The organism is Streptomyces sp. NPDC007901 (genome assembly GCF_042959465.1).
In the GTDB taxonomy this organism is placed as follows: domain Bacteria; phylum Actinomycetota; class Actinomycetes; order Streptomycetales; family Streptomycetaceae; genus Streptomyces.
The window spans coordinates 43,674-70,100 of sequence record NZ_JBIBKW010000019.1 but is presented as its reverse complement, the minus strand read 5'-3'; the positions used below and the strand labels follow the sequence as shown (position 1 = coordinate 70,100).

Here is a 26,427-nt window from a genome sequence, read left to right as displayed (position 1 = left end):
TTATGCACTAGTGCAATGGAGATGTCACATGGAGACCGCCGTCCAGGGCACCGTCCCGGCCCAGCCCGCCGCCTACCCCAAGACCGACCGCACCGTCCCCACCCGCTCCGCCGAACGGGCGTCGTACGACAGGGAAGCGGTGCACTCGATCCTCGACGAGGCCTACGTCTGCCACCTCGGCTTCGTCCGCGACGGCGCGCCGGTGGTGCTGCCGACGCTGTTCGCCCGGGTCGGCGAGGTGCTGTACGTGCACGGCTCGACGGGCTCGCGGCCGCTGCGGATGACCGGGCAGACCGACCCGGGGCTCCCGGTGTGCGTGACGGTCACCCATGTCGACGGCCTGGTGCTGGCCCGCTCGGCCTTCCACCACTCGATCAACTACCGCTCGGTCGTGGTGCACGGCGTCGCCCACCAGGTCACCGACCCCGAGGAGAAGCGCCTCGCGCTGGACGCCCTGGTCGACCACGTGGTGCCGGGCCGCTCCGCCGACTCCCGCCCGGCCGACAAGAAGGAGCTGGCCGCGACCGCGGTGATCCGCCTGGACCTGAACGAGGTCTCCGCCAAGACCCGCACCGGCGGCGCCAACGACGAGCCCGAGGACATGGACCTCCCCTACTGGGCGGGCGTGGTCCCGCTGCGGAAGGGCTACGACGCCCCGATCACGAACGACGACGTGGCGGCGGACATCGCGGTCCCGTCGTACCTGAAGAACGGCGCCTGACCGGAGTCACGGCAAGGACAACGGACCGACAGCCGACACCGCTCAGACAGCCGGCTCCCGTACGACACCCTCACTCCGCGCCAAGGGCTCGGCAGAGCCCTTGGCGGGCGCCGACGACTGCGCGATGAACGCCCCGACCAGCACCACCGCCCCGCCCACCACCTGCGGCGCCGACAGGTGCTCCCCCAGCAGCACCCAGGCCAGCACGGTGGCCACCACCGCCTCCAGACAGGCCACGACCCCCGCCACCTGCGGAGACAGCCGCCGCACCGACACCACCCCGGTGATGTAGGCGACGACCGTCGCGACCAGCACGATCCACCCCAGCAGCGCCACCGCCGGCACCGTCGTCCCGTTCATCCGCGCCGAGCCGCCCAGCACCGACCAGTCCAGCTCCCACGGCCGGGCCACCACGGTCAGCAGCCCCGCCCCGACCAGCAGCCCGTACGCGATCACCCCCAGGGGATCGGCCCCCTCGCCACCGCCGTGGTCCGACAGCACGAAGTACCCCACCTGGCAGCACGCCGCCCCCAGCGCCAACAGCAGTCCCAGCGTGTCGAAACGCAGCCCCGACCACACCTCCACGACACACGCGAGGCCGCCGGCCGCGAGGACCACCCCGAGCGCGGCCGCGCGGGTGACCGGCCGTCGCTGCACGAAGCGGACCCAGCCGAGCACCAGCGCCGGAGCGAGGTACTCCACGAGCAGCGCCACCCCCACCGGTATGCGGGATATCGCGGCGAAGTAGCAGGCCTGGACGCCCGCGACGGCGAGCAGCCCGAACCCGGCGAGCAGCGCGGGCCGGCGGCGCGGCAGGTCCCGGTGACGGACGGCCAGCGGCAGCATCACCAGTGCGGCGCCCGCCACCCGCAACCACACCACCTGCAGCGGCGTGAGTCCGGCCTCGATGAGGGGTTTGGCGGCGACGCCGGAGCCCCCGAAGGCGAGCGCCGATCCGAGGGCGAGGGAGAGCCCGAGGCCTTTGCCATGGCTGCTGTCAGTGGTGTGCACCGGCACATGATGGCAGGGGGCGACATGAGCGTCACCCCCAATGGCACCTGTCTCAGCGGCTGGACGTGCGGCGCTCCGCCCCGGCGTCCCGGATTTCGCCGTCCCCGTCGATCCTTACGGCCAGGGCACGGGCGGCCACACCGGCCCGCTCCAGCACCTCCACGGCACGCGACTCCGGGTCGACGACGAGTCCCGCCAGCAGGTCGATGCCGTCCGCGGGGCCGTCGCCGCGGTGCCGGGCGCGGCAGCGGGCGTACTCCAGGGCGGCCGCGGCCACCGGCGACCAGGCGCCGTCGGCCCTGCCCGCGGCGTGCGGGACGGCCGGCAGCGCGCCGGAGTCCTCGACCCCGCTCTGCCAGCGCAGCCCGTAGCCGATGCTGCGCTGCACGAGGTAGCCAAGAAGACGGGCGAGTTGCGGGGCGTCGCCGATGACGTCCCGGACCTCGGGGTCGTACTCGATGAGCGAGTGCAGCAGATGGGCGGTGTCGACCTGACGGTCCCCGTCCCGCACGGCCCTGCGGCGGGCACCGGCCACCACCGCTGCCAGCTCGGCACCGAGCCCGGCATCGTCGTCCGCGTGGATACTGCCGTGGTCCTGGGCGGGCTGGCGGGGAATACGGGGTTGCACATCCCCCACCTCATCAACCCCCGCGGCCTGAGTCATCGGCGGAGGGAAGCATTTTCGCGTCCCACGCAGAGTGGACGGCGACGGCCCAAATCTCCTCCTTACGGATGAGATCAGGCCGAGGTGCCACCTGGGGCGCGCGCCGCCTTGCCGTGCGCCCCTCGCGCAACCGCCGCGCACCGGTCGTACGTCCCTCACCGATGTGGAGAGCGGGTGCGGTTGCCGGCTGGTCGCCCTGCCGGCGGTCGACGGCAGACAGTACGTGTACCGGGTGTACGCCCCGGAGGACGCGCTGCTCGCGGACCTGTTCTGGGAGGCGTGGCACTGCCATGACGAGAGCGCGTTCCCGCGCGCGTGGGACCTGTTCGACGCGGCGGAGATACGGCGCGTGGGCTGAGAAGCCGGACCCGGCACGGATCGGGGCCGGACGCACACATTTCCTGACGGTTCATCAGTATTGAATGTTCGAGGCCCCGGGGCTACGTTCCGCGACACCGTAGCCCGACACGAAGGGGTGGCCCGATGGCCGAAGTCAGCGCGGAGTCACGCATCCAGGCACCGGCCGAGAAGGTGTGGGCACAGCTCACCGACTGGTCGGCGTACGGCGAGTGGAACGCGACCCACACCAGTTTCCCCAAGGGCGGCCCCGAGACGCTGGCAGTGGGCGGGACCTTCCAGGAGAACATGAAACTGATGGGGTTCCCGGCCGAGGTCGAGTGGACCATCGAGGAGCTGGAGCCGGCCCGGGTACTGGCGATCCGCGGCAAGGGACCGATGGCGGTGACCGTCGCGACGCGCTACACCCTGACTCCCGAAGGGGACGCGACCGGGGTGCGGATCGACGGCGAGTTCACGGGCGCGGCCGTGTCGCTGATGGCGGGCAAGCTCAAGGACTCGGCGACAGCGGCCCTCAACGAGTCGCTGCGCAAGCTGGGCGGGCTGGTGGCCTGAGCCCCCACGCATGGAAAAGCGCCCCCCGGAGTGATCCGAGGGGCGCCCTGTGCGCTGGTCAGTCCTCGTCGGCGAGGATGAGGTACAGCTTCTTGCGGGCCTCGTTGATGACGGCCAGCGCCTTCTCGCGCTGCTCCTTGCTGCCGGTCTTCCAGACCTGGCCGAAGGCCTCCATCAGACCGAAGCCGGCCTGGCGGATCTCGTTCAGCGCCTCGAAGTCGACACCGCGGGAAGCCTCTTCCCAAGGGGCGTCCGGGCCTTCGTCGGCGGCCGTGCGGCCGCTGTCGGTGAGGGAGAACAGCTTCTTGCCGCCCTCGCTCTCGCTGGTGATCAGGCCCTCGTCCTCCAGCAGCTGCAGGGTGGGGTAGACCGAGCCGGGGCTCGGCTTCCACGCGCCGCCGCTGCGCTCGGCGATCTCCTGGATCATCTCGTAACCGTGCATCGGACGGTCCTTCAGCAGGGCCAGGATCGAGGCCCGTACATCACCGCGCCGCGCCCTTCCCCTGGGACCGCCGCGCCCTCGCGGCCCCCAGGACCCCGGTCCGAAGCCGGGTCCGCCGGGACCGAAACCGGGCCCGCCCGGGCCGAAGGGCCCGAACGCCGCACGGCGACCGTCACGTCCTCCGAAGCCGCCCCGGCCGTGCGGGCGGTCCTGGCCATGTCCACGCTCGAATCCGTGGGAACGCATGACAACCACTCCATTCCATCGTTGATCTGTCGCGTATCGTTCGCGATGCCTCAACGATATATCGGAAGCATTCGGATGGCAAGCCCCTCGGAAGAGCCCGGATGATCTGTGACAGTGGAGGTGGCCCGTTTGTCACCGAAGTTGGACCGACGGCCATCTGTGTCACCGAAGATGGGTCACTGCATGGTTTGTGACAGTGAAGTTGGACCGATAGTGACTCGCGTTGTGCGGTCGCGGAGCTCCGCTCGCCAGCGGATCGCCCTCTGCCGACAGGCGCCCGAGCACCACTTGCGACCCGTAACCGGCTTGCGTTGGGCCATGGAGGTGCCGCAGGCTGCGCATTCCTGCTGGTCGGATCGAGCGAGGGCTTCCTGGTCAAAGCACTGATACGAGCACCAAGGGTTGGGTCTGAGGGGCTGGTAGCTGCGGTGGCAGCCCCGACAGGTCGGCGGGCGCGGCTCTGGCCGACCTTCGCAGACGCTAATCATCAACTGGGCTCGGGCCCGAAATTCCGCTTTCCAGTTGATGGCTCTCTGGCGACATGAGATCGAGCACCAGATGCGGGCAGTTCGCTGCTTGAGGTGGGCCATCGAGGCCCCGCAGCCCCCGCATTCCTGCAGTTCAGCGCGTTTCAGCACCTCGTGCCCCAGGCAGTCGCGAGAGCACCAGGGGTTGGGCCTGAGGGGCCGGTAGTACCGCCTGCAACCCCGACAGGCTGTCGTGCCGAAGGGGCCAGAGGTCTCCAGTCCAGCCGGATCGAGCTCGACTTCCGCTCCCTGGGACGGGATCGCGGCGTCGACCGGGTTCCGCTGGCCGCGCCGTTCCTTGGTTCTGCAGTCGAACGAGCACCACTCGCGGGGCCGGCCGTCGGCTCTGGGAAGGAGTGGTTCCTGGCAGTGACGGCAGGTCGCGGTCGGGAGCTGGCTGCGGGTCCAGTGGGAGATCCTGACACTGCAGCGTTTCGAGCATGCTTTTCGCCTGGTGGCGATGTTCATCGGTCTTTCGCAGACCGGGCAGCGGCCTGTGAGTTCGTCCTCGTCGGCGGGCCCGGCGTCGGCCTTGGAGTTCGGCGGCCTCGGCAGTGGTTCACCGCGCTGGCGGAACTGGAAAGCGACCCGTCGACAGTGCGAGGAGCACATGTGGCGGCGTTGTCCGAGCCGCTTCATCATCTGCCCGCAGACGCGGCAGGGGACCTTCTTCCAGTCCGCCGCTGGGATGCGTCGGCGGTATCTCTTCTGCCGGCAGGCCTTCGAGCAGGTTCGAGGCTTGACGCCGAAGCTCGCCATCGGCCGCATCGGGGCGCCGCACTCCTCGCACTCGATGGTCTCCAGGACCTGCCGCAGTTCGACCAGATCGCGCCCAGCAGCTGCGGCGATACGGTCCCAGCTCGGGGTGCCGCGGTGCGAGGGCGGCTCGGCGAGGTATTTCCGCAGGTAGGCGGGCGGAAGACAGTTCGCATGAGCGAGCCGGGTGATGAACAATCGGGCTCCTTCGCCGCTCTGCGGACGGACCTGGAACGGCAGCCGGACGACGGGGCTTTCCCCGGCCGGCGGGATCACCGGCCTGCGTCCGGGCGCTTGCGGCGGGACGCGATGTCCAGGTCGACGGCCAGCAGGCCCGCCTTGTTGATCTTCTCGGTGCGGCCGAGGATGGCGTCGACGGCGGCTCCGCGGATCTGGTGGGAGAGGGTGCCGATCATGCCGCCGGTGCGGGTGTGGATGAAGCGGTCCAGGCGGGTCAGGGTGCCGCGTTTGTGCTCGTGCAGCATGAGGTTCGCCTCCATCTGAGCGACCAGCGCCTTCCACTCGGTGTTGTAGGGGAAGGGGTGGGTGGCCATCGAGGTGAAGCGGGCGGCGATCTGGTCTCCTCGGGTGCCGGAAAGCAGGCTGCCGGACTCGACGTCGATGCCCGCGTAGGCAAAGGTCGCTGGGATGCGCTCGGAGAAGTACTTCAACGTGTCCGAGGCTTCGGCTCCGTGACGTGTCATCAGCGAAATGTTGTGGATCTCGTCGACCAGAATCACGCCGGTCCGGGCCTTGGTGCAGACCCCGACGACGGCTTCGGTGAGGTCGGTGATGTTCGAACGCCGCAGGACCGGCAGGCCCAGGAAGCGGGCGAACTCGGCGGCGATCATGCGGGGTGTCGCGGCCGGCGGGACGGTGATGTAGATGACCGGGATGCGGTCATCCTGTCCGGGGTGCCGACGGCGGTCCTGCAGCTCGTGGGCCAGGCCGAGCTGGGTCAGGGCGATCGTCTTGCCGGTGTTTGCCGGACCAGAGACCATCAGGCCGCGGCGAGCGCTGATCGCCCCGCGGTTGAGGATGGTCAGTCGGCGCCCGCAGGTGACGGTGGAGCGGACCGTAGAGGTGGCGACCACCTGGAGGCGGGCATGGTGGTCGAGCCGGTCGTCGTCGTAGGCGTCCTGGCTCTCCGCCTCCAACGCGTCGTACTCGGCCTTCGTCAGCGCCGCCATGGGTTCGCTGAGGGACGCGCCGACGAACTCGCGCCAGCCGGGCAGGGTGGTCAGCTGCTGTCCGAAGTCCGCGTCCGGATCGTCGGCAGGCAGCGTGGTCACGAGCGTCCCCAGGGGTCTTCGAGCGGGTTGAACAGTCCGAGCGGGATCACCTCGGCGAGATCGTCGTCCTCGGCGGGTGCTTCGGCCTCAGGTTGCTGCGGGGGTTCGGGCGTCGGGGAAGGGACGGTGGCCGGGGCGGCCTTCGTCCGGGCGGCGACCCGCCGCTCGGCCTTGACCGCCTTGCCCGACCCGACCTTCCTGTCCTTCTTCTTCGCGGCCGGCCGGTCGGGGCCGGCGTGGGCGCGGGTCAGCAGGTCGGCGACGGCCTGGGCGAGCTCTTCCTCGGTGGCTCCGGGCAGTTGGTGGCTGACGTGATCCCAGGCCAGGTCTCCGAAGGGGACCGGCGCCCGGTTCAGGTATTTCCAGGTCGCCTGGACCCACTCGCCTTCGCCTCGGCGGTTGCGTACCCAGACGTAGGAGACGTCGTAGGGGTCGCGGTGGACCTCCCAGAGCCCCCGCTTCGCGGTGACACCGGAGTCACGCAGGCGCATCGGACCGAGGTCGGGGCTGTCGTAGGTGCGGTTGTTGATCCGGATGCCGTAGGAGTTGACGGCCCGCCAGGCCGCGGGCAGGAGCTCGACGTAGTCCTGCCCGCTGAGCGCGACCGGGACGTAGCCGCATGCCTCGACCAGGGCCGCGTACTTCTGGTTCGGGGTAAACAGCCGCCCCGGGTGGTCGGGGTCACGCAGGCCCTCGTGCGGGCGGTTCTGCCAGTGCGCGACGATCCACTCGTCCAGCAGGTCCTGCAACTCGGGCAGCGACCACAGGTTCTCCTGCTCGGGGTGCCTGCCGCGCTGGTCCGTGTTGCGGCCGGTGTGGCCCGGCAGGAACTGGGCGAACATCGTGGCCACCGAGCCCAGCATTTTTTCAATGTGGCCCTTCTGGAAGGGCGAGCCCTTGTGGGTGGGCTGGAAGTCGATCTCCAAGAACCGGCAGGAAGCCCGGAAGTTACGGGAGATGAATGCCTTGCCGTGGTCGCAGACGATCATCTCCGGGACGATGACCGGCTTGGCCGCCGCGTACTCCAGCCGCTCGTCCAACGTCAGGAGCCTGCGGTGTGGCAGAACCGACCGGGACATCCTCAGCGCCTCGACCCAGCCCGGCCGCATCAGCTCAGGGGTGACGGTGCGGGCGAGCAGCACGCTTGCGTCCACCGATTTCGTCGTCGGCCGCAGCACCGCCGCCGACAGTGTCCGGGACGCGACGTCGATCATGCCGGTGAGCTCGACCTTGCCGACGACCCCGTTGTCGAGGCGGACCATCACATCCAGCGGGGTGGAGTCGATCTGCATGACCTCGCCCGGAGCCGACACCGTCAGCTCGCCGAACGGGGCCGCCGCCCCGTGGGCCTTCGAGCGGCGCGTGACGGCCGAGCCGGTCGTGTGGGTGCCCTTCGTCAGCTTCGCCAGCAGCCGGTAGAGGGTCCGCCGGGCCGGCAGTTCGACCGGTTCACCGCCCGATTCCCGCAGGATCTCCCCGGTCCGCCAGATCAGGTAGGCCCCGTTGCGGGTCGAGGTGTCGACGCCCTCCTTGATCGCTTTCCGCATCGCCTCGACGACGGCCTCGGGCACCGAGCCGAACTCCGCGCGCCTGCGGACCGGGCGATGGTCGGCCAGCCCGACCAGGCCCTGTTCCTGGTAGCGGCGACGCCGGTTGCCGATCGTCTTGGCCGCGACATCGTGCCCGGCGACAGCCAGTTCGGCCGCCTTCACCCGCTGCCGCGACGTCACCGACGAGCCCGGTCCGTAACCCGGCCGCGGTTCCGTGCCGGGCTCCGCGTCAGGCGCGATCCCGTGCAGAACCTCAAGGATCTGCCTCTCCCACCACAGCGCCTGCTTCACCACCTCGGGCGGGAACGCCTCCAGCAGCCCGACCTGGGGCAACGGCATCCGCCCGGGCTGGAACAGGACCTCGAAGTCCGCCGCCTCGAACAGGTCGATCAAGGCGACCACCCGGTGCGGAGCCTCCGCGTCCTCCAGCGTCACCACCTGGGCAGTGACCTCGAGAACCCCCCTCACCTGACCCTCGAACCGGATCCTGTGGCCGACCGCCAGGGCCGGCGGTCTCCTCAACCCGCTCACTTGCCTCCCTCCGTCCAGACCAGGCTGTCGGTCTCCATCAAGCCGCCCACCAGGTCCGTTCCCAATGCGCCGGACCACAGCAGGTGGAACAGCACCGGCAGGACCCGCAACCGGTCCCCGACCAGACCGGCGCCCTCCCACAACCCCTTCGGTTCGCGGAAGACGTCCAACAACCGGTCGGCCACCACCGCGGGCCGACCGCAGCGCGTCCGCCGGTAGCGGGCTAGCCAGCGGATGTTCGCCATGAACACCGGATCGGGCCGCCCGACCCAGGCGAACTCCCAGCCCACCGCCTCGCAAGCGCGCTCAGTCGCGGTAAAGGACTCCCGCGTCTCCTCGTCCATGTCGTCCTCGGCACGGACGTCGACCACGCGGGCCCGCCCGTCAGCCAGCCGGACAAAGTAGTCGGGAGCGTGCCGACGCTTGCGGACACCGTCGTGCCAGTGCAGCCAGAACGGCTGCGAGGCGATGACTGTGACCTGCGGGTCCCGGTCCAGCAGGACCAACCGGTCCCGCTCCAGCCACGACTCGTAGCCGACGTGATCCCGTACGGTCACCGAGTAGTACCAGCCCGCGAAGCCCCGGCAGTACTTGTGCCAGGTGAACTCACGGACGGGCTCCACCGCCTCGAACCGGACATCCCAGCTCGTCTGCAGCAGCCGACGCCTACGCACCCCGTCGACAGAGAAGTCCAGCTCAAAGCCCGTGAGCACAGCCTGATCGACTGCACGGACAGGTAACTCCACCGTGTCCCCCGCCTGACGATTTCCCCACAGGCCCAACTTCGCTGCCACAAACTAGCGTTGGCCCGACTTTGGTGGCAAATGGCCCAACTTCGCTGTCACAGGTCACCGGAGAGGCGGCTAGCGTGCGGCCCGCAACCAGTCGCCGACGACCGTGAGGTCCGCGGCCGTGAGGCCGGTCATGGGGTCGACGCGGTGCAGGAGAACCCGGCCGCCCCGGTGGTGCGCCGAGACCCACGCCCGGTCCAGGTCGGTGATCGAGTCGTCGACCCAGACGAACGGGCGGCCCGCGGCCGCCCGGACGAGGGCCTGGGTCTTCCAGTTGAGCGTGTCGGCCGGATACTCCTCCGGCGCCGGGGGCAGATCCGCCACCGGCAGCACCGGCAGGCCGAGCCGCGGAGCTATCACCGTGTTGGCGTCCGTCATCCACGCGGTGGCCCACATCAGCACGCAGGGCAGCGCGAGCAGACGGGGACCGTGCCCGCGGTCGATGCGCGCCAGCTGGGGATTGGACGCCGGCTGCCAGTCCGCCCACCCCTGCGGGGTCGTCGGAAGCCGCGCTCCCGCACAGGGCAGCAGCGTGCCGTCGACGTCCAGGAACAGCAGTGGGCGCTCCGCGCGATCGGTCACGGGCGCACCCTATTGCCGATCGCGGTCAGGGTGTCCGCGATCGGCGTGCGCAGCCAGCGGTGCGCGGCGTCGCGGTCGTGGCGGGCCTGCCAGGCCAGGACGGCGGGGACGGCCGGGGTGTCGCACCGGCACAAACCGGGACCGCGCGTTGCGGCGGGCACGGAACCTGGCCGAGGCGGGCTGACACGACGACCTGCCGCGGATGATCGCCGAGACCACCGAGGAGGCCATCCTGGAGAACCAGATCATGTACGTCCCCCCGCCGGCACGCTGGACCAGCGAGCGGGTCGCGCTGATCGGGGACGCGGCGCACGGGCTGCCCCCGCACATCCCGGCGGGCGGCACCCTCGGCATCGAGGACGTGGGCGTCCTGCGCGCGTCCCTGACGGACGAGCCGGACACCGCGAAGGCGCTCGCGCGGTACGAGGCCGCGCGCGCCGCCCGCCTCGAGGAGGTCCGGGCGCACGCGGACGCCGTCGAGCGGGCCGCCGACGGGGAGGAGTTCGCAGAGCGGTACGCGGCCTTCAGCCACTGGATGATCACCACCGCGCCGGCCGCCTGCGCCGGACCGGGGCGGTTCCAACAGGGACGTTGCATGACCATGCGGTCTCATGCATAATCTTCCTATGTCCAAGGTCCTCACCTCCCTTCCCGCCGGCGAGCGCGTCGGCATCGCCTTCTCCGGCGGGCTCGACACCTCGGTCGCGGTCGCGTGGATGCGCGACAAGGGCGCCGTCCCGTGCACCTACACCGCCGACATCGGCCAGTACGACGAGCCCGACATCGCCTCGGTGCCCGGCCGCGCGCACACCTACGGTGCCGAGATCGCGCGCCTGGTCGACTGCCGGGCCGCGCTGGTCGAGGAGGGCCTCGCCGCGCTCACCTGCGGTGCGTTCCACATCCGCTCGGGCGGGCGGGCGTACTTCAACACCACCCCGCTGGGCCGTGCCGTCACCGGCACCCTCCTGGTCCGGGCGATGCTGGAGGACGACGTCCAGATCTGGGGCGACGGGTCGACCTTCAAGGGCAACGACATCGAGCGGTTCTACCGCTACGGCCTGCTCGCCAACCCGCACCTGCGGATCTACAAGCCCTGGCTGGACGCGGACTTCGTGACCGAGCTCGGCGGCCGCAAGGAGATGTCCGAGTGGCTGGTGGCCCACGGGCTGCCCTACCGGGACAGCACCGAGAAGGCGTACTCCACCGACGCCAACATCTGGGGCGCCACGCACGAGGCGAAGACCCTGGAGCACCTGGACAACGGCATCGAGACCGTCGAGCCGATCATGGGCGTGCGGTTCTGGGACCCCGAGGTCGAGATCCTGCCCGAGGACGTGACGATCGGCTTCGACCAGGGCCGCCCCGTCACCATCAACGGCAAGGAGTTCGAGACCGCCGTCGAGCTGGTCATGGAGGCCAACGCGATCGGCGGCCGGCACGGGCTCGGCATGTCGGACCAGATCGAGAACCGGATCATCGAGGCGAAGAGCCGGGGCATCTACGAGGCGCCGGGCATGGCGCTGCTGCACGCGGCGTATGAGCGGCTGGTCAACGCGATCCACAACGAGGACACGGTCGCGCAGTACCACAACGAGGGCCGGCGGCTCGGTCGGCTCATGTACGAGGGCCGGTGGCTGGACCCGCAGGCACTGATGATCCGGGAGTCGCTGCAGCGGTGGGTCGGCGCGGCGGTCACCGGCGAGGTGACGCTCCGCCTCCGGCGCGGCGAGGACTACTCGATCCTCGACACCACGGGTCCCGCATTCAGCTACCACCCCGACAAGCTGTCGATGGAGCGGACCGAGGACGCGGCGTTCGGTCCGGTGGACCGGATCGGCCAGCTCACCATGCGGAACCTGGACATCGCCGACTCCCGCGCGAAGCTGGAGCAGTACGCCGGGCTGGGCCTGATCGGCTCCGCCAACCCGGCGATCGGTGCGGCGCAGGCGGCGGCGACCGGTCTGATCGGCACCATGCCGGAGGGCGGCGCCGAGGCGATCGCGTCCCGCGGGGAGGCGGCGCCGGACGCCGACGAGCTGCTGGACCGGGCCGCGATGGAGCTGGGCACGGACTGAGCGGGCAGCTGCCGTAAGGGGCCGACTCGATACCGGGTCGGCCCTTTTCGTTGCCCGGGTGGCTGGTTGGGCAGGAGCGCCGGGGGGGGCGGACGGTCGGATGGCCGGTGCGGCGCCGTGGTGCGGTTTCGCGCAGTTCCCCGCGCCCCCGGAGGGGCGCGCCGTCGTCACCCACGGTCCCATGCCCCGTGCCGCGCCGTCGTGAGACTTCGCGCTGTTCCCCGCGCCCCCGGAGGGGCGCGCCGTCGCCACCCACGGTCCCATGCCCCGTGCCGCGCCGTCTCGGAGGGGTGTGGTCGCGGTCAGGAAGTGGTCAGTAGTGCGGTGATGACGTGGCGGGCGTTGTGGGCCATGGAGGGGTTGGTGGTGCGGTAGTAGGGGAGGGCGATGAGGGCCTGGGAGAGGGTGCGGCCTTGGGCTCGGGTCCAGGTCGGGTCGTCTATGGACAATGTTTCGCGGAAGACTTTTCTGGCGGGCGGCGGGAGGAGGTTCCAGGCCGGGAACAGGTCGCAGGCCGGGTCGCCGGTGCCCGCGCAGCCGAAGTCGATGACTGCGGCCAGTCTGCCGTCGGCGTCGAGGAGGACGTTGCCCGGCATGAGGTCGGCGTGCAGCCAGACGGGGGGTTCTTGCGAGGCCGGGGCCCGTAGGGCCTGCTCCCATACGGCGGTGGCGGCGTCGCAGTCGACGTTTTCGGCGGGGAGCGCGCGGAGTTGGTCGATCGCCGCTCGGGTCGCCGCGTCGAGGGAGGCGACCGGGCCGCCCCGGTAGGCGGGCGGCGCCGCCGGCAGGGTGACGCTCCGCATCGCGGTCACGAACGCGGCCAGGTCCTCGGCCAGCGCTACCGGCCGGGTCAGCGCGCCCGCTTCGGCGGGCCGTCCCGGCAACCAGCGGTACACCGACCACGGCCACGGATACCCCTCGCCCGGCTTCCCGGCGCCGAGCACCTCGGGGATGCGCACGGGCAGGTGGGGGGCGAGGCGTGGCAGCCACTCCTGTTCCCTGGACACGTCCGGCGCCCCGCTTCGCACCAGCGGCAGCCTGACGACCATGTCGTCGCCGAGCCGGAACATGGCGTTGACCGTGCCGCCGGACGGGCACCGCGCCACCGTCAGCCCGGCCCACCGGGGGAACTGGGCGGCGATCAGCCGTCGTACGAGATCGTCGTCGACGGGATGCATGTCGGGGTGCATCTGTCCTGTGGTCATGGGGGTTGATCCGAGCAGCGGAGGGCGACGGGCGTCAAACGCCTTTCCGGGCCGCCCCCCCCTGAGCCCAGAGGGTGGAAATCGGGCCAGGACTCCGGGATTGGACCGGGCCGGGGGGCGAGTGGGGGGCCTAGCGTCTCGGGTATGCGGATTCGAATCGTCGATGCCTTCGCCGAGCGCGCCTTCTCCGGGAACCCGGCCGGCGTCGTGCTGCTCGACGCCTTTCCCGAGGACGACTGGATGCAGAACGTGGCCATGGAGGTGAACCACGCCGAGACCGCGTTCGCGCACCCCCTGCCCGCGGGCGGGGACGCCGACTGGGCGTTGCGGTGGTTCACCCCGGTCGCGGAGGTCGCGATGTGCGGGCACGCCACCCTCGCCACCGCCCATGTGCTGAGTACGACGGGGGCACGCAAAGGGCCCGTGCGGTTCGCCACGCGGAGCGGGGTGCTGATCGCCTCGCCGGGCGCGGACGGGGTGCTCACCCTGGACTTCCCGACCGCCCCGCTCACCCGCGTCGACGTGCCCGACGGGGTCGCCGAGGCGCTCGGTGCCGAGCCCGTCGCCGGCTTCGACACCGGGCCGAACGTCGGCGACCTGCTCCTCGAACTCGCCGACGAGAAGACCGTGCTCGGCCTCTCCCCCGACCACCGGGCCCTCGGCACCTACTCCACGCGCGGGATCATCGCCACCGCCCGCGCCCAGGACCCGGCCAAGGGCTACGACTACGTCTCCCGCTGCTTCTTCCCCAACGTCGGCATCGACGAGGACCCGGTGACGGGGAGCGCCCACACCGCCCTCGCCCCGCACTGGTCCGGACGGCTCGGCAGCGACGACCTGACGGGGCTCCAGGCCTCCCGCCGCGGCGGACTGGTCCGCACCTCGCTGCGCGGCGACCGCACCCTGCTGAGCGGGCGCGCGGTCACCGTGATCGACGGGGAACTGCTCACGCCGTAGGCAGCCAGCCCACCTTGCCGGCGAGCAGCGCGTAGCCGACGAACGCGCCGATGTCGAGGAGGGAATGCGCCACCACCAGGGGACCGACCCGCCCCCACCGCCGGTACAGGTAGACGAAGACGACGCCCATCACCATGTTGCCGACGAAGCCGCCGATCCCCTGGTACAGGTGGTACGACCCGCGCAGTACGGAACTGGCCACCAGCGCCGTCCCCGCGGTCCACCCCAACTGGTCGAGCCGGCGCAGCAGATAGCCGACGACGACGACCTCTTCGAGGATCGCGTTCTGCATCGCGGAGAGGATCAGCACGGGGTACTTCCACCACACGTCGGGCAGCGCCTCCGGCACCACCGTGAGGTTGAAGCCGAGGCCGCGTGCGGCCAGGTAGAAGGCGATCCCGGTGCTGCCGATCACCGCCGCGACCCCCGCTCCGCGCCCGAGGTCGGGCCACGGGCGGGTGCGGTCGAAGCCGAGCGTGCGCAGGCTCGCGCCCTCGCGGAGGAGGAGGTGCGCGACCAGCAGTACGGGGACGAGCGCGGACGCGATACCGAACAGCTGCCAGGCGAGATCCAGCCAGGGGCGGCCGGGCGCGGCCGACGCGTTGAGCGTCGCCGCCTGGTCCTTCAGGCCGCCCGGTTTGGTGACCGATCCGACAAAGCTGATCAGGGCGGACACTCCGCTCGCACCGAGCGAAAGCCCCAGAACGAGCAGCGTCTCGTCCCTGAACATACGTTGCGAGGGCCGCTCCAGTGGATATGCACCGGCCACCTGATCCGCCTCCACCTGCACTCCTGCCTCCAGTTGGACAATCCCGCCCCATGCCCATCTTCGCGCCGCTAGTGTCTCGAAAGCAGTTACGAAAACCGTGCGCGCCGGGCTGTCGGGGGGACAGGGAGGGGCACCACCGTCATGGGACGTCACAGCTTGCCCGATCATCATGGGGCGGGCGCGGCCGACCCCCGTCCCCGTGCCCGCCGCCGCACGGTGGCCGTCACGACCGTCCTCGTCCTGGTCGTCGCGGGAGGCACGGCGGCGGCCGTGCAGAGCGGTCTGCTCTCCTTCGGCGCCTCCTGCCAGGAGGACCCGGTACGGGTGACCGTCGTCGCCTCCCCCGACCTGGCGCCCACGCTGACGGCAGCGGCGAAGCAGGCGCGGGCCGAGGACGTCACCTCCGACGGGCGGTGCATCGCGGTCACGGTCAGCGCGCAGGAGTCGTACAAGGTCACCGACACCCTCCAGGCGGGCCGGAAGCCGGACGCGCAGGTGTGGGTGCCGGACTCGTCGCTGTGGCTGGACCGGGTCGCGGCGGACGGTTCGGCGGCCCAGGTGACCTCGGTGGGCCAGGTGGCCGAGACACCGGTCGCCGTCGCGATGGTGCCGGCCGCCGCCAAGTCGCTGGGGTGGCCCGACAAGACGTACAGCTGGCTGGAGCTGGTCGGGGCCGCGATGCAGGGCGACTCGCTGAAGCTGGGCGCGGCGGATCCGGCGCGCAGTGCGGCCGGGCTGCTCGCGCTCACCCAGCTCGGTACGGCCGCGGCGAAGGTGAAGGGCGGGTCCACCCAGGCCGCCGCGATGATGAAGACGCTCTCGCAGCGCGTCTCCGACACGGACGCCCAGGTCGTCGACACCCTGCCGCGCGACTCCTCCGGCACGGAACAGGGCAACCCCAAGCGCAACCAGGCGCTGGTCCTCACGGAACAGGCGGCGTACGCGTACAACGCGACGGCCGGCTCCGACCGCCGCCTCGACCTCTTCTACCCGAAGGACGGCTCACCGGCCCTCGACTACCCCTACGCCCTCGTCGACGAGCCGGAGTTGAGCACCGACGAGAGCCGGGCCGCGCTGCGGTTCATGACGTACGTGCAGCAGCCGGCGCAGCGGAAGCTGCTCGCCAAGGCCGGTTTCCGCACGGACGAGGAGACCGCGTCGGACACGCTGGTCGAGGCGGCCGGGGGCAGCAGCCCGCAGCCGTACGCCGAGCCGGCCGTGGAACCGGCCTCGGACACGGCCGTCCGGGACGCGCTCGGTACCTGGACGATCACCGTGCAGAGTGCCCGGATCACCACGGTGGTCGACGCGTCGGGGTCGATGTCCGAGCCGGTCTCCGGGGGCCGCTCCCGCATGGACGTCACCAAGGCGTCCCTCCTCCAGGCGCTCGCGACCTTCACCCCGGAGGACGAGATCGGCCTCTGGGAGTTCTCCACCAAACTGGACGGCGACAAGGACTACCGCGTCCTGGTCCCCACGGAACGCCTCGGCGACCGCAAGGCCAACGGCACCCAACGCGACCTCCTCTCCTCCGCGTTCAGCAACCTCCAGCCGGTCCCCGACGGCGCGACGGGCCTCTACGACACGACACTCGCCGCCTACAAGGAAGCGACGTCCACCTACGCCAAGGGCAAGTTCAACGCCCTGGTCATCCTCACGGACGGCGAGAACCAGGACCCCGGCAGCATCTCCCGCACCGCTCTGATCGCGAACCTCCGCCGACTCGCCGACCCGGAGAAACCGGTCCCCCTCATCGTCATCGCCGTCGGCCCTGACGCCTCCAGGGAAGAGGCCCAACAGATCGCCGAGGCCACCGGCGGCTCCGGCCACCAGGTCGACGACCCGTCCCAGATCCACACGGTCATCCTCCAGGCGATCGTGGCAGCGGGCGCGACTGAATAACGCCCCGACTGGACAGCGCCCCCAAGGGGCGCTGGGGGTACCCCCGGCCGAAGGCTGGGGGAGGAACTGCGCGACCAGCCCCCACTCCGCCGCACCCGACACACCGCCCCACGCACCCCGTCAGCACTCACCCCGTCAACACCGGCTCCAACAACCCCACCGGCCACGTATGCACCGGCTCCCCCGCCGCCATCAGCTCCGCATAGCGCCGCGTCATCGCGGCCAGCGCCGCCTCCCGCGACAACCCCTGCTCCAGCGCCCGGTGGAACGTCGCCGCCTGCCAGGACGCCCCGTTGACCCTCCGCCGGCAGCGCTCGTCGATCACGCCCAGATAGAAATCGCGGTCGGCCGGCTCCACGCCCCACGCGTCCAGCCCCGCCTCCGCCAGCGGCAGCAACTCGTCGCGGACCAGAGTGACCGCGTCCACCTCCGCCGTGCCGCCGCCGTACCGCGCCCGCCGCGGCCAGACCAGGCGCGCGTCGATGCCGTCGCGGCACGCCGCGTCGAAGTTGGCCTCGGCGACGGCGAACGGCAGCCGGGTCCACACCGGTCGTGACTCCTCGGCGAGCGCGCGGACGAGGCCGTAGTAGAACGCCGCGTTCGCGATGACATCGGTGATGGTCGGTCCGGCGGGGAGGACGCGGTTCTCGACGCGGAGATGGGGGACGCCGTCGGCGATGCCGTACACCGGGCGGTTCCAGCGGTACACCGTGCCGTTGTGCAGGACGAGTTCGGCCAGCTTCGGCACCCCGCCCGCGTCGAGGACGGCCAGCGGGTCCTCCTCGTCGCAGATCGGCAGCAGCGCCGGGAAGAAGCGCAGGTTCTCCTCGAAGAGTTCGTACGCCGAACTGATCCAGCGCTCGCCGAACCAGGTGCGCGGCCGTACCCCCTGGGCCTGGAGTTCCGGCGGGCGGGTGTCGGTGGCCTGGAGGAACAGCGGGGGGCGGGACTCCCGCCACAGTTCGCGGCCGAAGAGGAACGGGGAGTTCGCGCCGACGGCGATCTGCGCGGCGACCGCCGCCTGCGCCGCGTTCCACACGTCGGCGAAGCGGGCCGGGGTGACCTGGAGGTGCAGTTGCACCGAGGTGCAGGCGGCTTCGGGGACGATCGACTTGGAGGTGCACACGAGGTGCTCGACGCCCTCGATGTCCAGCTGGAAGTCCTCCCCGCGGGCGGCCACGATCTGGTCGTTGAGCAGGGTGTAGCGGTCCACCTCGGAGAGGTTCGCGGAGACCAGGTCGTCCCGCTCGAGGGTGGGCAGTATCCCGATCATCACGATTCCGGCGTCCACCTCGCGCGCCTTGCGGTCGGCGTACGCCAGCGAGGTCCGCAGTTCCTCGTCGAGCCGGTCGAAAACCCGGCCGCCGAGCCGGTGGGGAGCTATGTTGACTTCCAGATTGAACATGGCGAGTTCTGTTTGGAAATCGCGGCTCGCGATACGTTCCAGAACCTGTCCGTTCAACATTCTCGGCATACCGTCGACACCGGCGAGATTCAATTCGATCTCGACGCCCATGAGGTTCTTGGGACGGTCGAACCGCTTCTCCACCAGCAACCGCTCCAGTCCCGCAAGACAACTGCGGAGCTTTTCGCGGTAGCGCCGGGGATCGGACAGGTCGAACCGGCCCGCCACGACCTTCTCCCCCATCGAAGTGTCCCTCCTCGAATGGGCGGACCGAGGTTCCGGCCGCCGGTGTCCCGGGTCCACCGGGGATGATGCCCCGTCGCGGCGATCGATAACGTCGCGCGCGGGACGGGCACCCGCTACTCTGTTGGAATGTGTCCCGCGGCACATTCACGGGGCATGGAGCAGCCGCATCTTCGGGTTCCCCGTTCCCCTCGTGAAAAACGCCGACGACATTCGGCCGACCCCGACAGGTTCGAATCCCGAGGTCAGCGGGGTTCCGGCAGGCGGGAAACCGGGAGGATTCCCCGCGAATCGACGGCTGAATTGCGCCTTGTTCCGTTCTGTGAAGCGGCCCGGTGAAACACCGGCTGAACAGGCGTCGTATAAACTCCGCGAACAAGGCAGAAGGCTGGCGCCCACGGTCCTGGTTCCTGCCGTCTGAGTGACGTGCGGCAGGCAACGCCCGCACCTCTCTTCACCTGACCGGGCCCCCGCCTCTCTGACCCCCCGTGAGCTGACAGCGCCGTCCGCCCCTGCCCTCGCGCCACCGCGCCTGTCGAACGAGAGGCGACCCACCATGCCCCTGCACGTCCCTCCTGCCCCCGCGCCCGCACTGCGTTCCGTCCTCACCGCCCTCGGTTCCCCCACCGCGGTCCGTGAGGCCCGGACCCCCTCCCTGCGCGCCGCCCAGGGACCCGCGATCCCCGAACTCCCGTTGCCCGTGCACGTACTGGACCGGATCACCCCGGAGGGCATGTCCGCCACCCGACTGGCCGGCTGGCGTTTCCTGATCCGCTGCGGCGAACGGGTGGTGGCCGCGGCCGACACGATGCTCACCCCGGACGGCTGGGCCTTCTCGCACTTCTTCGAGGGGCCCTACATCACCTCCACCGAGCGGGCCCTGCACCAGGCCGAGGCCCTGCAACAGCCCTACCAGCCGCGCCTGTTGTCCCTGCCGGGCCTGTACATGCTCACCCTGTGGCTGCACGGCGACCGCACCGCGGACGGCGCCGAGGGGCACCCGGCGGCCACCGATCTCCTCATCCCGCTGGCACCGGCCCCGCCCGGCATCGCCGCACACCGGCCGCACCGGGTGGAGGACCTGCTTCCGGTGCTCACCCACCGGGTCACCCCGGCCCCCTTGCTCATCACGCCCGCCTGAGGCTGCCCGAGGCCGTCACCGAACGCACCCCGTCACCCGGGAACGAGTGACGGGGTGCGTTCGTGTTTGCGTGAGTCATTGTCCGGGGCAGAAAGTCATCGCCCGGGAAGTGAGTCATTGCCCGGGGCACCGGAGTCCGCTCGTACGAGCAATTTACCGCTCTTAAGAGCCCTTTTGCCGTTTCCCGCCGTGCGGACTAGCCCTATCCGGCCATGGAAAACCATCCGAATTGGCAACCCGGTCGGGATGAACCGTCCGCGCGGGTGACGCGTCTCCAACCTGTGAGAAGCGGTGCAGCGAAATCCCTGCGGAACTACGCCCGGAGGGCAAGACTGGTTTCCGACCGACTCATCATCACGGGGGACGACATGACCACGACCGAGCGAGAGACCCCACCCATGTGCCAGCACCAGCCGCCGTGTCCGACAGCCTCATCCGCCGACCGGGAGTCCGCCCGCCTCATGGCGCACCACCCGGAGCAGGGATGGAGCCTGCTGTGCAACGGCGTTCTCCTCTTCGAGGACACCGGTGAGCTTCTGCCCGACGGCCAGATCATCGCTCCGCACCGCCCGGTCGGTGCCGGCAGCGTGATGACCGCCGCCTGAGCGAACACCCGCAGTACCCGGGCGGCCCCGCCGCTCCGCCCGGTGACCAGCAGGGGCCGGACGCACACCCATGGTGCGCACCGGCCCCGACGTGTGTCCGGGGGTGATCACCCCCTGTAGCCGAGTGCTGCGCGCAGCGCGAAGTAGGCCGGTTTGGGAGCGAGCTGCTCGTCCCAGGGCAGGGCCGCGCCCTCGCCGGGGAAGAACGCCGGGATCCACGAGTACTTGTCCGTGTAGTCCCAGACCGTGATGCCCACGCACCGGCGCACCGCGAGGCACGCCCTGGTCAGGTCGGCGTACCAGGTCGCCTGCTCGGCCAGCTTCTCGTCCGTGGCCGGCAGCTGCATGCGGACGTCCACCTCGGTGAGCGCGGTGTCCAGGCCGAGTCGGGAGAAGCGCCGGAGGTTCTCCTCCAGGGTGGCCGGATAGCCGTACTGGAGGGCGAGGTGGGCCTGGAAGCCGATGCCGTCCAGCGGGACGCCCGCGGCCTTCAGTTCCTTCGCGAGGGCGTAGTAGGCGTCGCTCTTCGCTCCGACCGACTCGATGTTGTAGTCGTTGAGGTAGAGCCTGGCGTGCGGGTCGGCCTGGTGGGCCCAGCGCAGCGCATCGGCGATGTAGCCGGGGCCGAGCGTCTTGTACCAGAGGGTCTCGCGGTAGCTGCCGTCCTCGTTGAACGCCTCGTTGACGACGTCCCAGGAGTAGACCTTGCCCCGGTAGTGCCTTACCTCGGTCTGGATGTGCTTCTTCAGGACCGCCCGCAGTTCGCCGGCCGTCCAGTCCCGGGAGGTGAGCCAGCCCGGCAGCTGGCTGTGCCAGACCAGGGTGTGGGCGCGGACCTGCTGGTGGTTCGCGCGGGCGAGGTCGACGATCTGGTCGCCGTTGGTCCAGTCGAAGACGCCCTGTTGGGGTTCGGTGGCGTACCACTTCATGCCGTTGCCGGGCGTGATCATGTCGAACTCGCCGCCGAGCAGCGCGGTGTAGGCGGTGTCGGTGAGTTCGGGGTTGTCGGTGGCGCTGCCGAAGTAGCGGCCGTGGCGCTCGGCCAGTTCGGCGAGGGTGGCACCACCGTGGTGCTGCCGGTCGTGGGCCTGGGCGGCCGGTCCGGCGGCGACCGAGGCCGCCACGAGTACGGCCGCGAGGGCTCCGGCGAGTCTGAGACGTGTGCGGGACATCGTGCGACTCCTGTTCGTGGAAGGGGTGTTCAGCCCTTGGTGGCGCCTGCGGTGAGGCCGCCGACCAGCTGACGTTCGGCGACCGTGTAGAAGGCCAGGGCGGGAACCATGGCAAGGACCAGATAGGCGAAGACCCGGGCGGTGTCGGTGGAGTACTGGCCCTGGAACTGCTGCACGCCGATCGGGATGGTCCACCAGGTGGAGTCGGTGAACACCAGCAGCGGCAGGAAGAAGTTGTTCCAGCTGGTGACGACCGCGAGCACGGAGACCGTGCCGAGCGCGGGCCGGGCCATCGGGAGCAGGATCCGCCAGAAGAAGCCGAACGGCCCGCAGCCGTCCAGCGTGGCCGCCTCCTCCAGCTCCCCGGGGATCTCGCGGAAGAAACCGCGCAGGATGATGATGGTCATCGGCAGCCCGAACGCGGCCTGCGGGAGGATCACGCCCAGCGGGTTGTCCAGCAGGTGCATCGACCGCAGCAGCAGGAAGAGGGGCAGCGCGGCCACCGCGAAGGGGAACATCAGCCCCATCGTGAACACCGTGAACAGCACCTCACGCCCACGGAAGGCGAACCGCGCGAAGGAGAAGGCGGCGAGTGCCGACACCGCGACCACCAGCACGGTGGTGGCCACCGCGATGAGGGTGCTGTTGCCGACCAGCCGCCAGAACGTGCCGGAGCCGAGGATGCCGGTGTAGTTGGCGGTCACCCAGGACCTGGGCAGCCCGACCGGGTTGCCGGACAGCTCGTCCGTCGTCTTGAACCCGGACAGCAGGGCGTAGAGCAGGGGTACGACCATGACCGCGCCGACCACGACGAGGATCACGTGCAGCGGAAGGTTCCGTACGGTCGTCCTGCGGCTGCTGCTCATGCGCCGTCTCCCCTCATGGTGGTGGTGGCGCCGGCCAGGTCGCGGCGGAGCACGAACCGCTGGTAGGCGAGGGCGAAGACGAGGCTGACGGCGAACATGGCCACGCTGATGGCGCTGGCGTAGCCGACCTGGTAGCGCTTGAAGCCGTACTGGAACATGGTCACGGCCATGGTCTCGGAGTGGTGGTCGGGGCCGCCCGCGGTGACCACCCACACCAGGTCGAAGAGCTGGATGGAGCCGATCACCGACAGGAAGACGCTGATCCGCAGGGTGGGCGCGAGCAGCGGCAGGGTGACATGGCGGAAGCGCTGCCAGGCGCCCGCGCCGTCGACCGTCGCCGCCTCCGTCAACTCGGCCGGGATGGACTGGAGTCCGGCCAGGTAGAGCATCATGTGGAAGCCGAAGTACTTCCAGGTCATGACCAGGAAGAGGGTGGCCATGACGGTGGAGGGGTCGGAGAACCACTTGCCGCCGAGCGCGCCCAGGCCGATGTCGCTCAGCAGGTGGTCGGCGAGCCCGTCGCCGGGCGCGAAGATCATGCCGAACAGCACACCGGTGATCGCCTCGGAGAGCACGTACGGCGCGAAGAACAGCATGCGGTAGACGGCCCGGCCGCGGATCCGCTGGTTGAGGAGGACCGCCATGGCGAGCGCGAACGGCAGTTGCAGCGCCAGCGACAGCACGACCAGGACCAGGCAGCGCCACAGGTCGCCGAGGAAGACGTCGTCCTGGAAGAGCCGGGTGAAGTTGTCGGTGCCGGTGTAGTCGGAGGGCATGCCGAAGCCGCCCCAGCGGAAGAACGAGGCGTACAGCGCGAACAGGATCGGCAGCAGGACGAGGACGCCGAACAGGGCCAGGGCGGGCAGCTGGAAGCCCATCGCGGTGAGCCAGTGCAGCAGCCGGCGCCGGGAGCGCGCGCGGCCCGCGGCCGGGCCCGGCCGCGGCGCGGTGTCCGGGCCCGGCCGGGTGCCGGGCAGGTAGGTCGAGGTCATCGGGCGGCCTACTGCTCTTCCTTCGCGGTCTTGGTGATCGCCTGGGTGACCTGTTCCGGCGACTTGGAGCCGGCGATCAGCCCGGCCACGCTGTCGTTGATCTGCTGGCCGACGGCGGGCGCATACGCCTGGTCGAGGTAGAGCTGGAATCCGGTGGCGCCCTTCAACTGCGCCTGTACGGCCTTGGTGTTGGGGTCGCTCAGCGCCTTCTCCGCGCCGGGGACCACCGGGAGAGTCTTGGTCTTCTCGACGAGCACCAGGTCGGTGGTCTCGGAGGCGAAGAACTTCAGGAAGTCGACGGCTTCCTTCGGAGCACCCTTGCGCAGGGCATGCCCGCCGCCACCGCCGAAGACCTCGGTGATGGCGCCCTTGCCGCCGTCGACCGCCGGGAACGGGAAGAAGCCGAGGTCCGAGCCGAGGCCCTTGCCCGCGTCCGCCTCCACCACCGGGGCCCACTGGCCCATCAGCTCCATGGCCGCCTTGCCGTTGCCGACGGCGGCCGCTTGGCCGGTGGGCGCGGAGTAGGCCGCACCGAGGAAGCCCTTCTGGAACGGCTGGAGATCGACGAGGTCCTTCAGGTGCTGTCCGGCCTGGACGAACCCGGTGCCGGTGAAGTCCTTGTCCTCGTCTGCCTTCTGGAGGGCGTCGAGACCGGCCGTGCGCATCGCCAGGTACGCCCAGTAGTACATACCTGTCCAGCTCTCCTTGCCCGCGAGGGCGAGCGGGGTGATGCCGGCGGCCTTGAGCTTCCGCACGGCGTCGAGGAATCCGCTCCACGTGGTGGGAGGTTCGCTGATCCCCGCCTTCTTGAAGTGTGCCTTGTTGTACCAGAAGCCGATCATGCCGATGTCGAACGGAATGCCGTACAGCTTCTGGTCGATGAGGTACGGCTGCTTGGCGACCGACAGCATCCCGTCCGCCCAGGGCTTGGTGCCGGGGGTGAGGTCCTCGACGAGGCCGGCGTCGACCTGCTGCTTGAGGACCCCGCCGCCCCAGGTGTGGAAGATGTCCGGGAGTTTGCCGGAGGCTATGAGCGCCGTCATCTTGGATTTGTAGGCGTCGTTCTCCAACTGCACGATCTTCAGCTTCACGTGCGGGTTCTGAGCCTCGAACTTCCTGGCCAGGCCCGCCCAGACGTTCTTGGTCGGCTGGGTGGTGGAGATGTTCCACCACTCGACCGTGACCTTCCCCGACGACGAGGACCCGCCGTCACCCGAGCCACAGCCGCTGAGGGCGGTCATGCCCAGACCGGCGGCCGCGGTGGCCGCCAGGAACCCGCGACGGGACAGTGCCGGGTCGCCCATGATGCGCTCCTTGGGGTTACGGGACGACCGACGCCGTCCTGGTTTCACGCCGTTGGATCAACCGAGTCTGCTGCGCGTTCGAAACATTCGGTGTTTTCATCGAACGTTCCGAACGGCGACTCTAGAAAGGCGGATCAGGAGCGTCAAGGTGTCGCGCATCAGCTGATGGGCGTGTAGTCGAACCAGTCGAAGGCGGCGCGGTGTTCGGTGACGTACATGCCGATGACCCGGCCGGTGAAGCCGCCGGCCACCTGGGTGGAGAGATAACGGCCGTCGAGTTCGACCAGTCGGACGACACTTTCGGGCGTTTCGATCGAAAGGGTCACGGCATCGGGGCCGGCGGCGCGCAGTCCCGGCACCGTCTCGCCGGGCGCGGTGGCGGTGGGCGGCGGCACCGGGGTCGTACGGATCTCGACGACGAGGGTGACCGGCCCCGGGGGCACGGGGTGTGCGGCGAGGCGCTGCCGCAGCGGCCCGATCCGGGCGATCACGCTCGCCACTCCGCCGCTCACCTCCAGGTCGTAGTGGTGGGCCTCGTCGATGCGCACCGACAGGCCGGCGCGTCCTTTGCCCGGGTCGAGCAGCGCGGCTGCACGGCAGTCGGGGTGCTGCTGGCGGCGGCCGACGAAGGTGTGCCCGGGCCGGTCGAGGCTGTCCCCGGTGGCCGTGAGCGTCAGCCATCCGGGCCGGTCGGCCAGCGACCAGGAGCCGTCCGGCCGGCTGCGCGGGGAGATCCAGTACGGCGCGAGGACGGGGGCGGTGAAGTCGTCGCGGACGGGTGGCGGTTCGACCGGGTGCCAGGCGGCCGGCGCCGGATGGCGGTCCCGCACCGATCCGGTGCGCGGCCAGCCGTCCACCCAATCCACCGGCACCAGGAAGGTCTCGCGGCCGAGGACGTGGAACTCCGGGAACCAGCCGCGCGGCCGGGTGCCGAGCAGTACGGCCCACCAGCTGCCGTCGGCCGCCTGGACGAGGTCGGCGTGCCCGGTGCACTGGACCGGCTCCCAGGTGCCCCGGTGGGAGAGCAGCGGATTGCCGGGGCCCGGTTCCCAGGGCCCGCGCGGGGAGCGGGCCCTGGCCACGGACACCCCGTGCCCGAGCGCGGTGCCGCCCTCGGCGACCAGCAGGTACCACCAGTCCCCGATCCGGTAGAGATGCGGTGCCTCCGGATCCCGCAGCCCGGTCCCGGACCACATCGGCAGCGGCCCTTCCAGCACCTTCCCGCTCCGGGTGTCGATCCGGGCGACGGCGACCCCCGCCACGGCGCACCAGCAGTCGCCGTTCTCGTCCCAGGCCAGGTCGGGGTCGATGCCGGGCAGGTCGATCCATACCGGGTCGGACCACGGCCCCTCGGGCCGCTCGGCGGTGACGAGCAGGTTGCCGCCACCGCCGACCTCGGTGGTGACGACGTGGAAGAGCCCGTCGTGGTACCGGATCGTCGGGGCGTACACCCCGCCCGAGGCCGGTGTGTCCCCGGGCAGCGGCCGGTCGAGGACGTTGCCGAGCTGCCGCCAGTGCACCAGGTCACGGCTGTGGAAGAGCGGAACGCCCGGGACGTATTCGAAGCTGGAGCACACCAGGTAGTAGTCGTCCCCCACCCGGCAGACGCTCGGGTCGGGGTGGAATCCGGGAATGACCGGGTTGTCGTACGTCCGCATGCGCGTGTGCCCCTCCCCGAAGGAACTCGCCGACGCAGGCCGCCGAAAGTTTCGGCGAGTTCGGCGAACTTTACGGGCGCACTGTAGGGGGCGGCCGGAGACCCGACA

General features: G+C 70.5%; 25 protein-coding genes. 9 read left to right on the top strand and 16 right to left on the bottom strand.

Annotated elements, in window-relative coordinates; genetic code table 11:
* Positions 1-28 precede the first annotated feature (28 nt).
* Positions 29-721, top strand: coding sequence for a pyridoxamine 5'-phosphate oxidase family protein (locus ACFZDK_RS41990; protein WP_390980818.1), 693 nt, complete (start codon positions 29-31; stop codon positions 719-721).
* Between the two features lie 42 nt (positions 722-763).
* Here ACFZDK_RS41990 and ACFZDK_RS41985 read toward each other — a convergent pair whose 3' ends face one another.
* Positions 764-1,738 (bottom strand): EamA family transporter, encoded by a 975-nt coding sequence (locus ACFZDK_RS41985; protein ID WP_390980816.1) that lies wholly within the window; start codon positions 1,736-1,738, stop codon positions 764-766.
* Between the two features lie 46 nt (positions 1,739-1,784).
* Positions 1,785-2,360, bottom strand: a complete 576-nt coding sequence (locus ACFZDK_RS41980; RefSeq protein ID WP_390980814.1) for a Clp protease N-terminal domain-containing protein — start codon at positions 2,358-2,360, stop codon at positions 1,785-1,787.
* A gap of 199 nt (positions 2,361-2,559) precedes the next feature.
* Between ACFZDK_RS41980 and ACFZDK_RS41975 the strand changes: the two genes are divergently transcribed.
* Both ACFZDK_RS41975 and ACFZDK_RS41970 read left to right on the top strand, forming a co-directional pair.
* Positions 2,560-2,754 (top strand): hypothetical protein, encoded by a 195-nt coding sequence (locus ACFZDK_RS41975; protein WP_390980812.1) that lies wholly within the window; start codon positions 2,560-2,562, stop codon positions 2,752-2,754.
* Positions 2,755-2,879: 125 nt separating this feature from the next.
* Positions 2,880-3,308, top strand: coding sequence for an SRPBCC family protein (locus ACFZDK_RS41970; protein WP_390980810.1), 429 nt, complete (start codon positions 2,880-2,882; stop codon positions 3,306-3,308).
* A 58-nt stretch (positions 3,309-3,366) separates the two neighbouring features.
* Here the strand turns inward: ACFZDK_RS41970 and ACFZDK_RS41965 are convergent, their stop codons facing one another.
* The 6 genes from ACFZDK_RS41965 to ACFZDK_RS41940 all read right to left on the bottom strand — a co-directional run bounded on the left by ACFZDK_RS41965 (position 3,367) and on the right by ACFZDK_RS41940 (position 10,186).
* Complete coding sequence (locus tag ACFZDK_RS41965) at positions 3,367-3,996, bottom strand: helix-turn-helix transcriptional regulator (protein WP_390980808.1); 630 nt, start codon at positions 3,994-3,996, stop codon at positions 3,367-3,369.
* Between the two features lie 1,555 nt (positions 3,997-5,551).
* A complete protein-coding gene (locus ACFZDK_RS41960; protein ID WP_390980806.1) occupies positions 5,552-6,571 on the bottom strand; it encodes a TniB family NTP-binding protein in 1,020 nt (339 codons plus the stop codon).
* On the bottom strand, positions 6,568-8,652 hold the full coding sequence (locus ACFZDK_RS41955) for a Mu transposase C-terminal domain-containing protein (RefSeq protein WP_390980804.1): 2,085 nt from the start codon (positions 8,650-8,652) through the stop codon (positions 6,568-6,570). The genes ACFZDK_RS41960 and ACFZDK_RS41955 overlap by 4 nt, the downstream gene beginning before the upstream one ends.
* Positions 8,649-9,365: a TnsA-like heteromeric transposase endonuclease subunit gene (locus ACFZDK_RS41950; protein ID WP_390980802.1), complete on the bottom strand. Its 717-nt coding sequence runs from the start codon at positions 9,363-9,365 to the stop codon at positions 8,649-8,651. The genes ACFZDK_RS41955 and ACFZDK_RS41950 overlap by 4 nt, the downstream gene beginning before the upstream one ends.
* Positions 9,366-9,515: 150 nt before the next feature.
* Positions 9,516-10,025 carry an HAD domain-containing protein gene (locus tag ACFZDK_RS41945; RefSeq protein WP_390980800.1) on the bottom strand — a complete coding sequence of 170 codons (510 nt, stop codon included), beginning with the start codon at positions 10,023-10,025 and terminating at the stop codon, positions 9,516-9,518.
* Complete coding sequence (locus ACFZDK_RS41940) at positions 10,022-10,186, bottom strand: hypothetical protein (protein ID WP_390980798.1); 165 nt, start codon at positions 10,184-10,186, stop codon at positions 10,022-10,024. The genes ACFZDK_RS41945 and ACFZDK_RS41940 overlap by 4 nt, the downstream gene beginning before the upstream one ends.
* Positions 10,187-10,227: 41 nt before the next feature.
* Between ACFZDK_RS41940 and ACFZDK_RS41935 the strand changes: the two genes are divergently transcribed.
* A complete protein-coding gene (locus ACFZDK_RS41935; RefSeq protein WP_390980796.1) occupies positions 10,228-10,644 on the top strand; it encodes an FAD-dependent monooxygenase in 417 nt (138 codons plus the stop codon).
* A gap of 7 nt (positions 10,645-10,651) precedes the next feature.
* Positions 10,652-12,100 (top strand): argininosuccinate synthase, encoded by a 1,449-nt coding sequence (gene argG, locus ACFZDK_RS41930; RefSeq protein WP_390980794.1) that lies wholly within the window; start codon positions 10,652-10,654, stop codon positions 12,098-12,100.
* 302 nt (positions 12,101-12,402) lie between these two features.
* Here argG and ACFZDK_RS41925 read toward each other — a convergent pair whose 3' ends face one another.
* Entirely contained in the window at positions 12,403-13,305 is a 903-nt protein-coding gene (locus tag ACFZDK_RS41925; protein ID WP_390980792.1) for a phosphotransferase, read from the bottom strand.
* A gap of 144 nt (positions 13,306-13,449) precedes the next feature.
* On the opposite strand from ACFZDK_RS41925, the gene ACFZDK_RS41920 reads away from it, so the two are divergent.
* Complete coding sequence (locus ACFZDK_RS41920) at positions 13,450-14,262, top strand: PhzF family phenazine biosynthesis protein (protein WP_390980790.1); 813 nt, start codon at positions 13,450-13,452, stop codon at positions 14,260-14,262.
* Here the strand turns inward: ACFZDK_RS41920 and ACFZDK_RS41915 are convergent.
* Positions 14,252-15,052, bottom strand: a complete 801-nt coding sequence (locus tag ACFZDK_RS41915) for a type II CAAX prenyl endopeptidase Rce1 family protein (RefSeq protein ID WP_390980788.1) — start codon at positions 15,050-15,052, stop codon at positions 14,252-14,254. The two genes, ACFZDK_RS41920 and ACFZDK_RS41915, sit on opposite strands and share 11 nt — an antisense overlap.
* A 120-nt stretch (positions 15,053-15,172) precedes the next feature.
* On the opposite strand from ACFZDK_RS41915, the gene ACFZDK_RS41910 reads away from it, so the two are divergent.
* Complete coding sequence (locus ACFZDK_RS41910; RefSeq protein WP_390980786.1) at positions 15,173-16,933, top strand: substrate-binding domain-containing protein; 1,761 nt, start codon at positions 15,173-15,175, stop codon at positions 16,931-16,933.
* 127 nt (positions 16,934-17,060) lie between these two features.
* Here ACFZDK_RS41910 and ACFZDK_RS41905 read toward each other — a convergent pair whose 3' ends face one another.
* Entirely contained in the window at positions 17,061-18,581 is a 1,521-nt protein-coding gene (locus tag ACFZDK_RS41905; protein ID WP_390980784.1) for a glutamate--cysteine ligase, read from the bottom strand.
* 556 nt (positions 18,582-19,137) lie between these two features.
* Here ACFZDK_RS41905 and ACFZDK_RS41900 point away from each other — a divergent pair.
* Complete coding sequence (locus ACFZDK_RS41900; protein ID WP_390980782.1) at positions 19,138-19,722, top strand: hypothetical protein; 585 nt, start codon at positions 19,138-19,140, stop codon at positions 19,720-19,722.
* 398 nt (positions 19,723-20,120) lie between these two features.
* On the top strand, positions 20,121-20,327 hold the full coding sequence (locus ACFZDK_RS41895; protein ID WP_355714643.1) for a DUF5999 family protein: 207 nt from the start codon (positions 20,121-20,123) through the stop codon (positions 20,325-20,327).
* Positions 20,328-20,434: 107 nt separating this feature from the next.
* Here the strand turns inward: ACFZDK_RS41895 and ACFZDK_RS41890 are convergent, their stop codons facing one another.
* From ACFZDK_RS41890 to ACFZDK_RS41870, 5 genes are all read right to left on the bottom strand, one after another.
* Positions 20,435-21,499 carry an endo-1,4-beta-xylanase gene (locus tag ACFZDK_RS41890; protein ID WP_390980780.1) on the bottom strand — a complete coding sequence of 355 codons (1,065 nt, stop codon included), beginning with the start codon at positions 21,497-21,499 and terminating at the stop codon, positions 20,435-20,437.
* A gap of 29 nt (positions 21,500-21,528) precedes the next feature.
* On the bottom strand, positions 21,529-22,365 hold the full coding sequence (locus ACFZDK_RS41885) for an ABC transporter permease subunit (protein WP_390980778.1): 837 nt from the start codon (positions 22,363-22,365) through the stop codon (positions 21,529-21,531).
* Positions 22,362-23,357 (bottom strand): ABC transporter permease subunit, encoded by a 996-nt coding sequence (locus tag ACFZDK_RS41880; protein WP_390980776.1) that lies wholly within the window; start codon positions 23,355-23,357, stop codon positions 22,362-22,364. The genes ACFZDK_RS41885 and ACFZDK_RS41880 overlap by 4 nt, the downstream gene beginning before the upstream one ends.
* An 8-nt stretch (positions 23,358-23,365) precedes the next feature.
* Positions 23,366-24,661, bottom strand: a complete 1,296-nt coding sequence (locus ACFZDK_RS41875; protein ID WP_390980774.1) for an extracellular solute-binding protein — start codon at positions 24,659-24,661, stop codon at positions 23,366-23,368.
* 158 nt (positions 24,662-24,819) lie between these two features.
* A complete protein-coding gene (locus ACFZDK_RS41870; RefSeq protein ID WP_390980772.1) occupies positions 24,820-26,319 on the bottom strand; it encodes a family 43 glycosylhydrolase in 1,500 nt (499 codons plus the stop codon).
* Between the last annotated feature and the right edge of the window lie 108 nt (positions 26,320-26,427).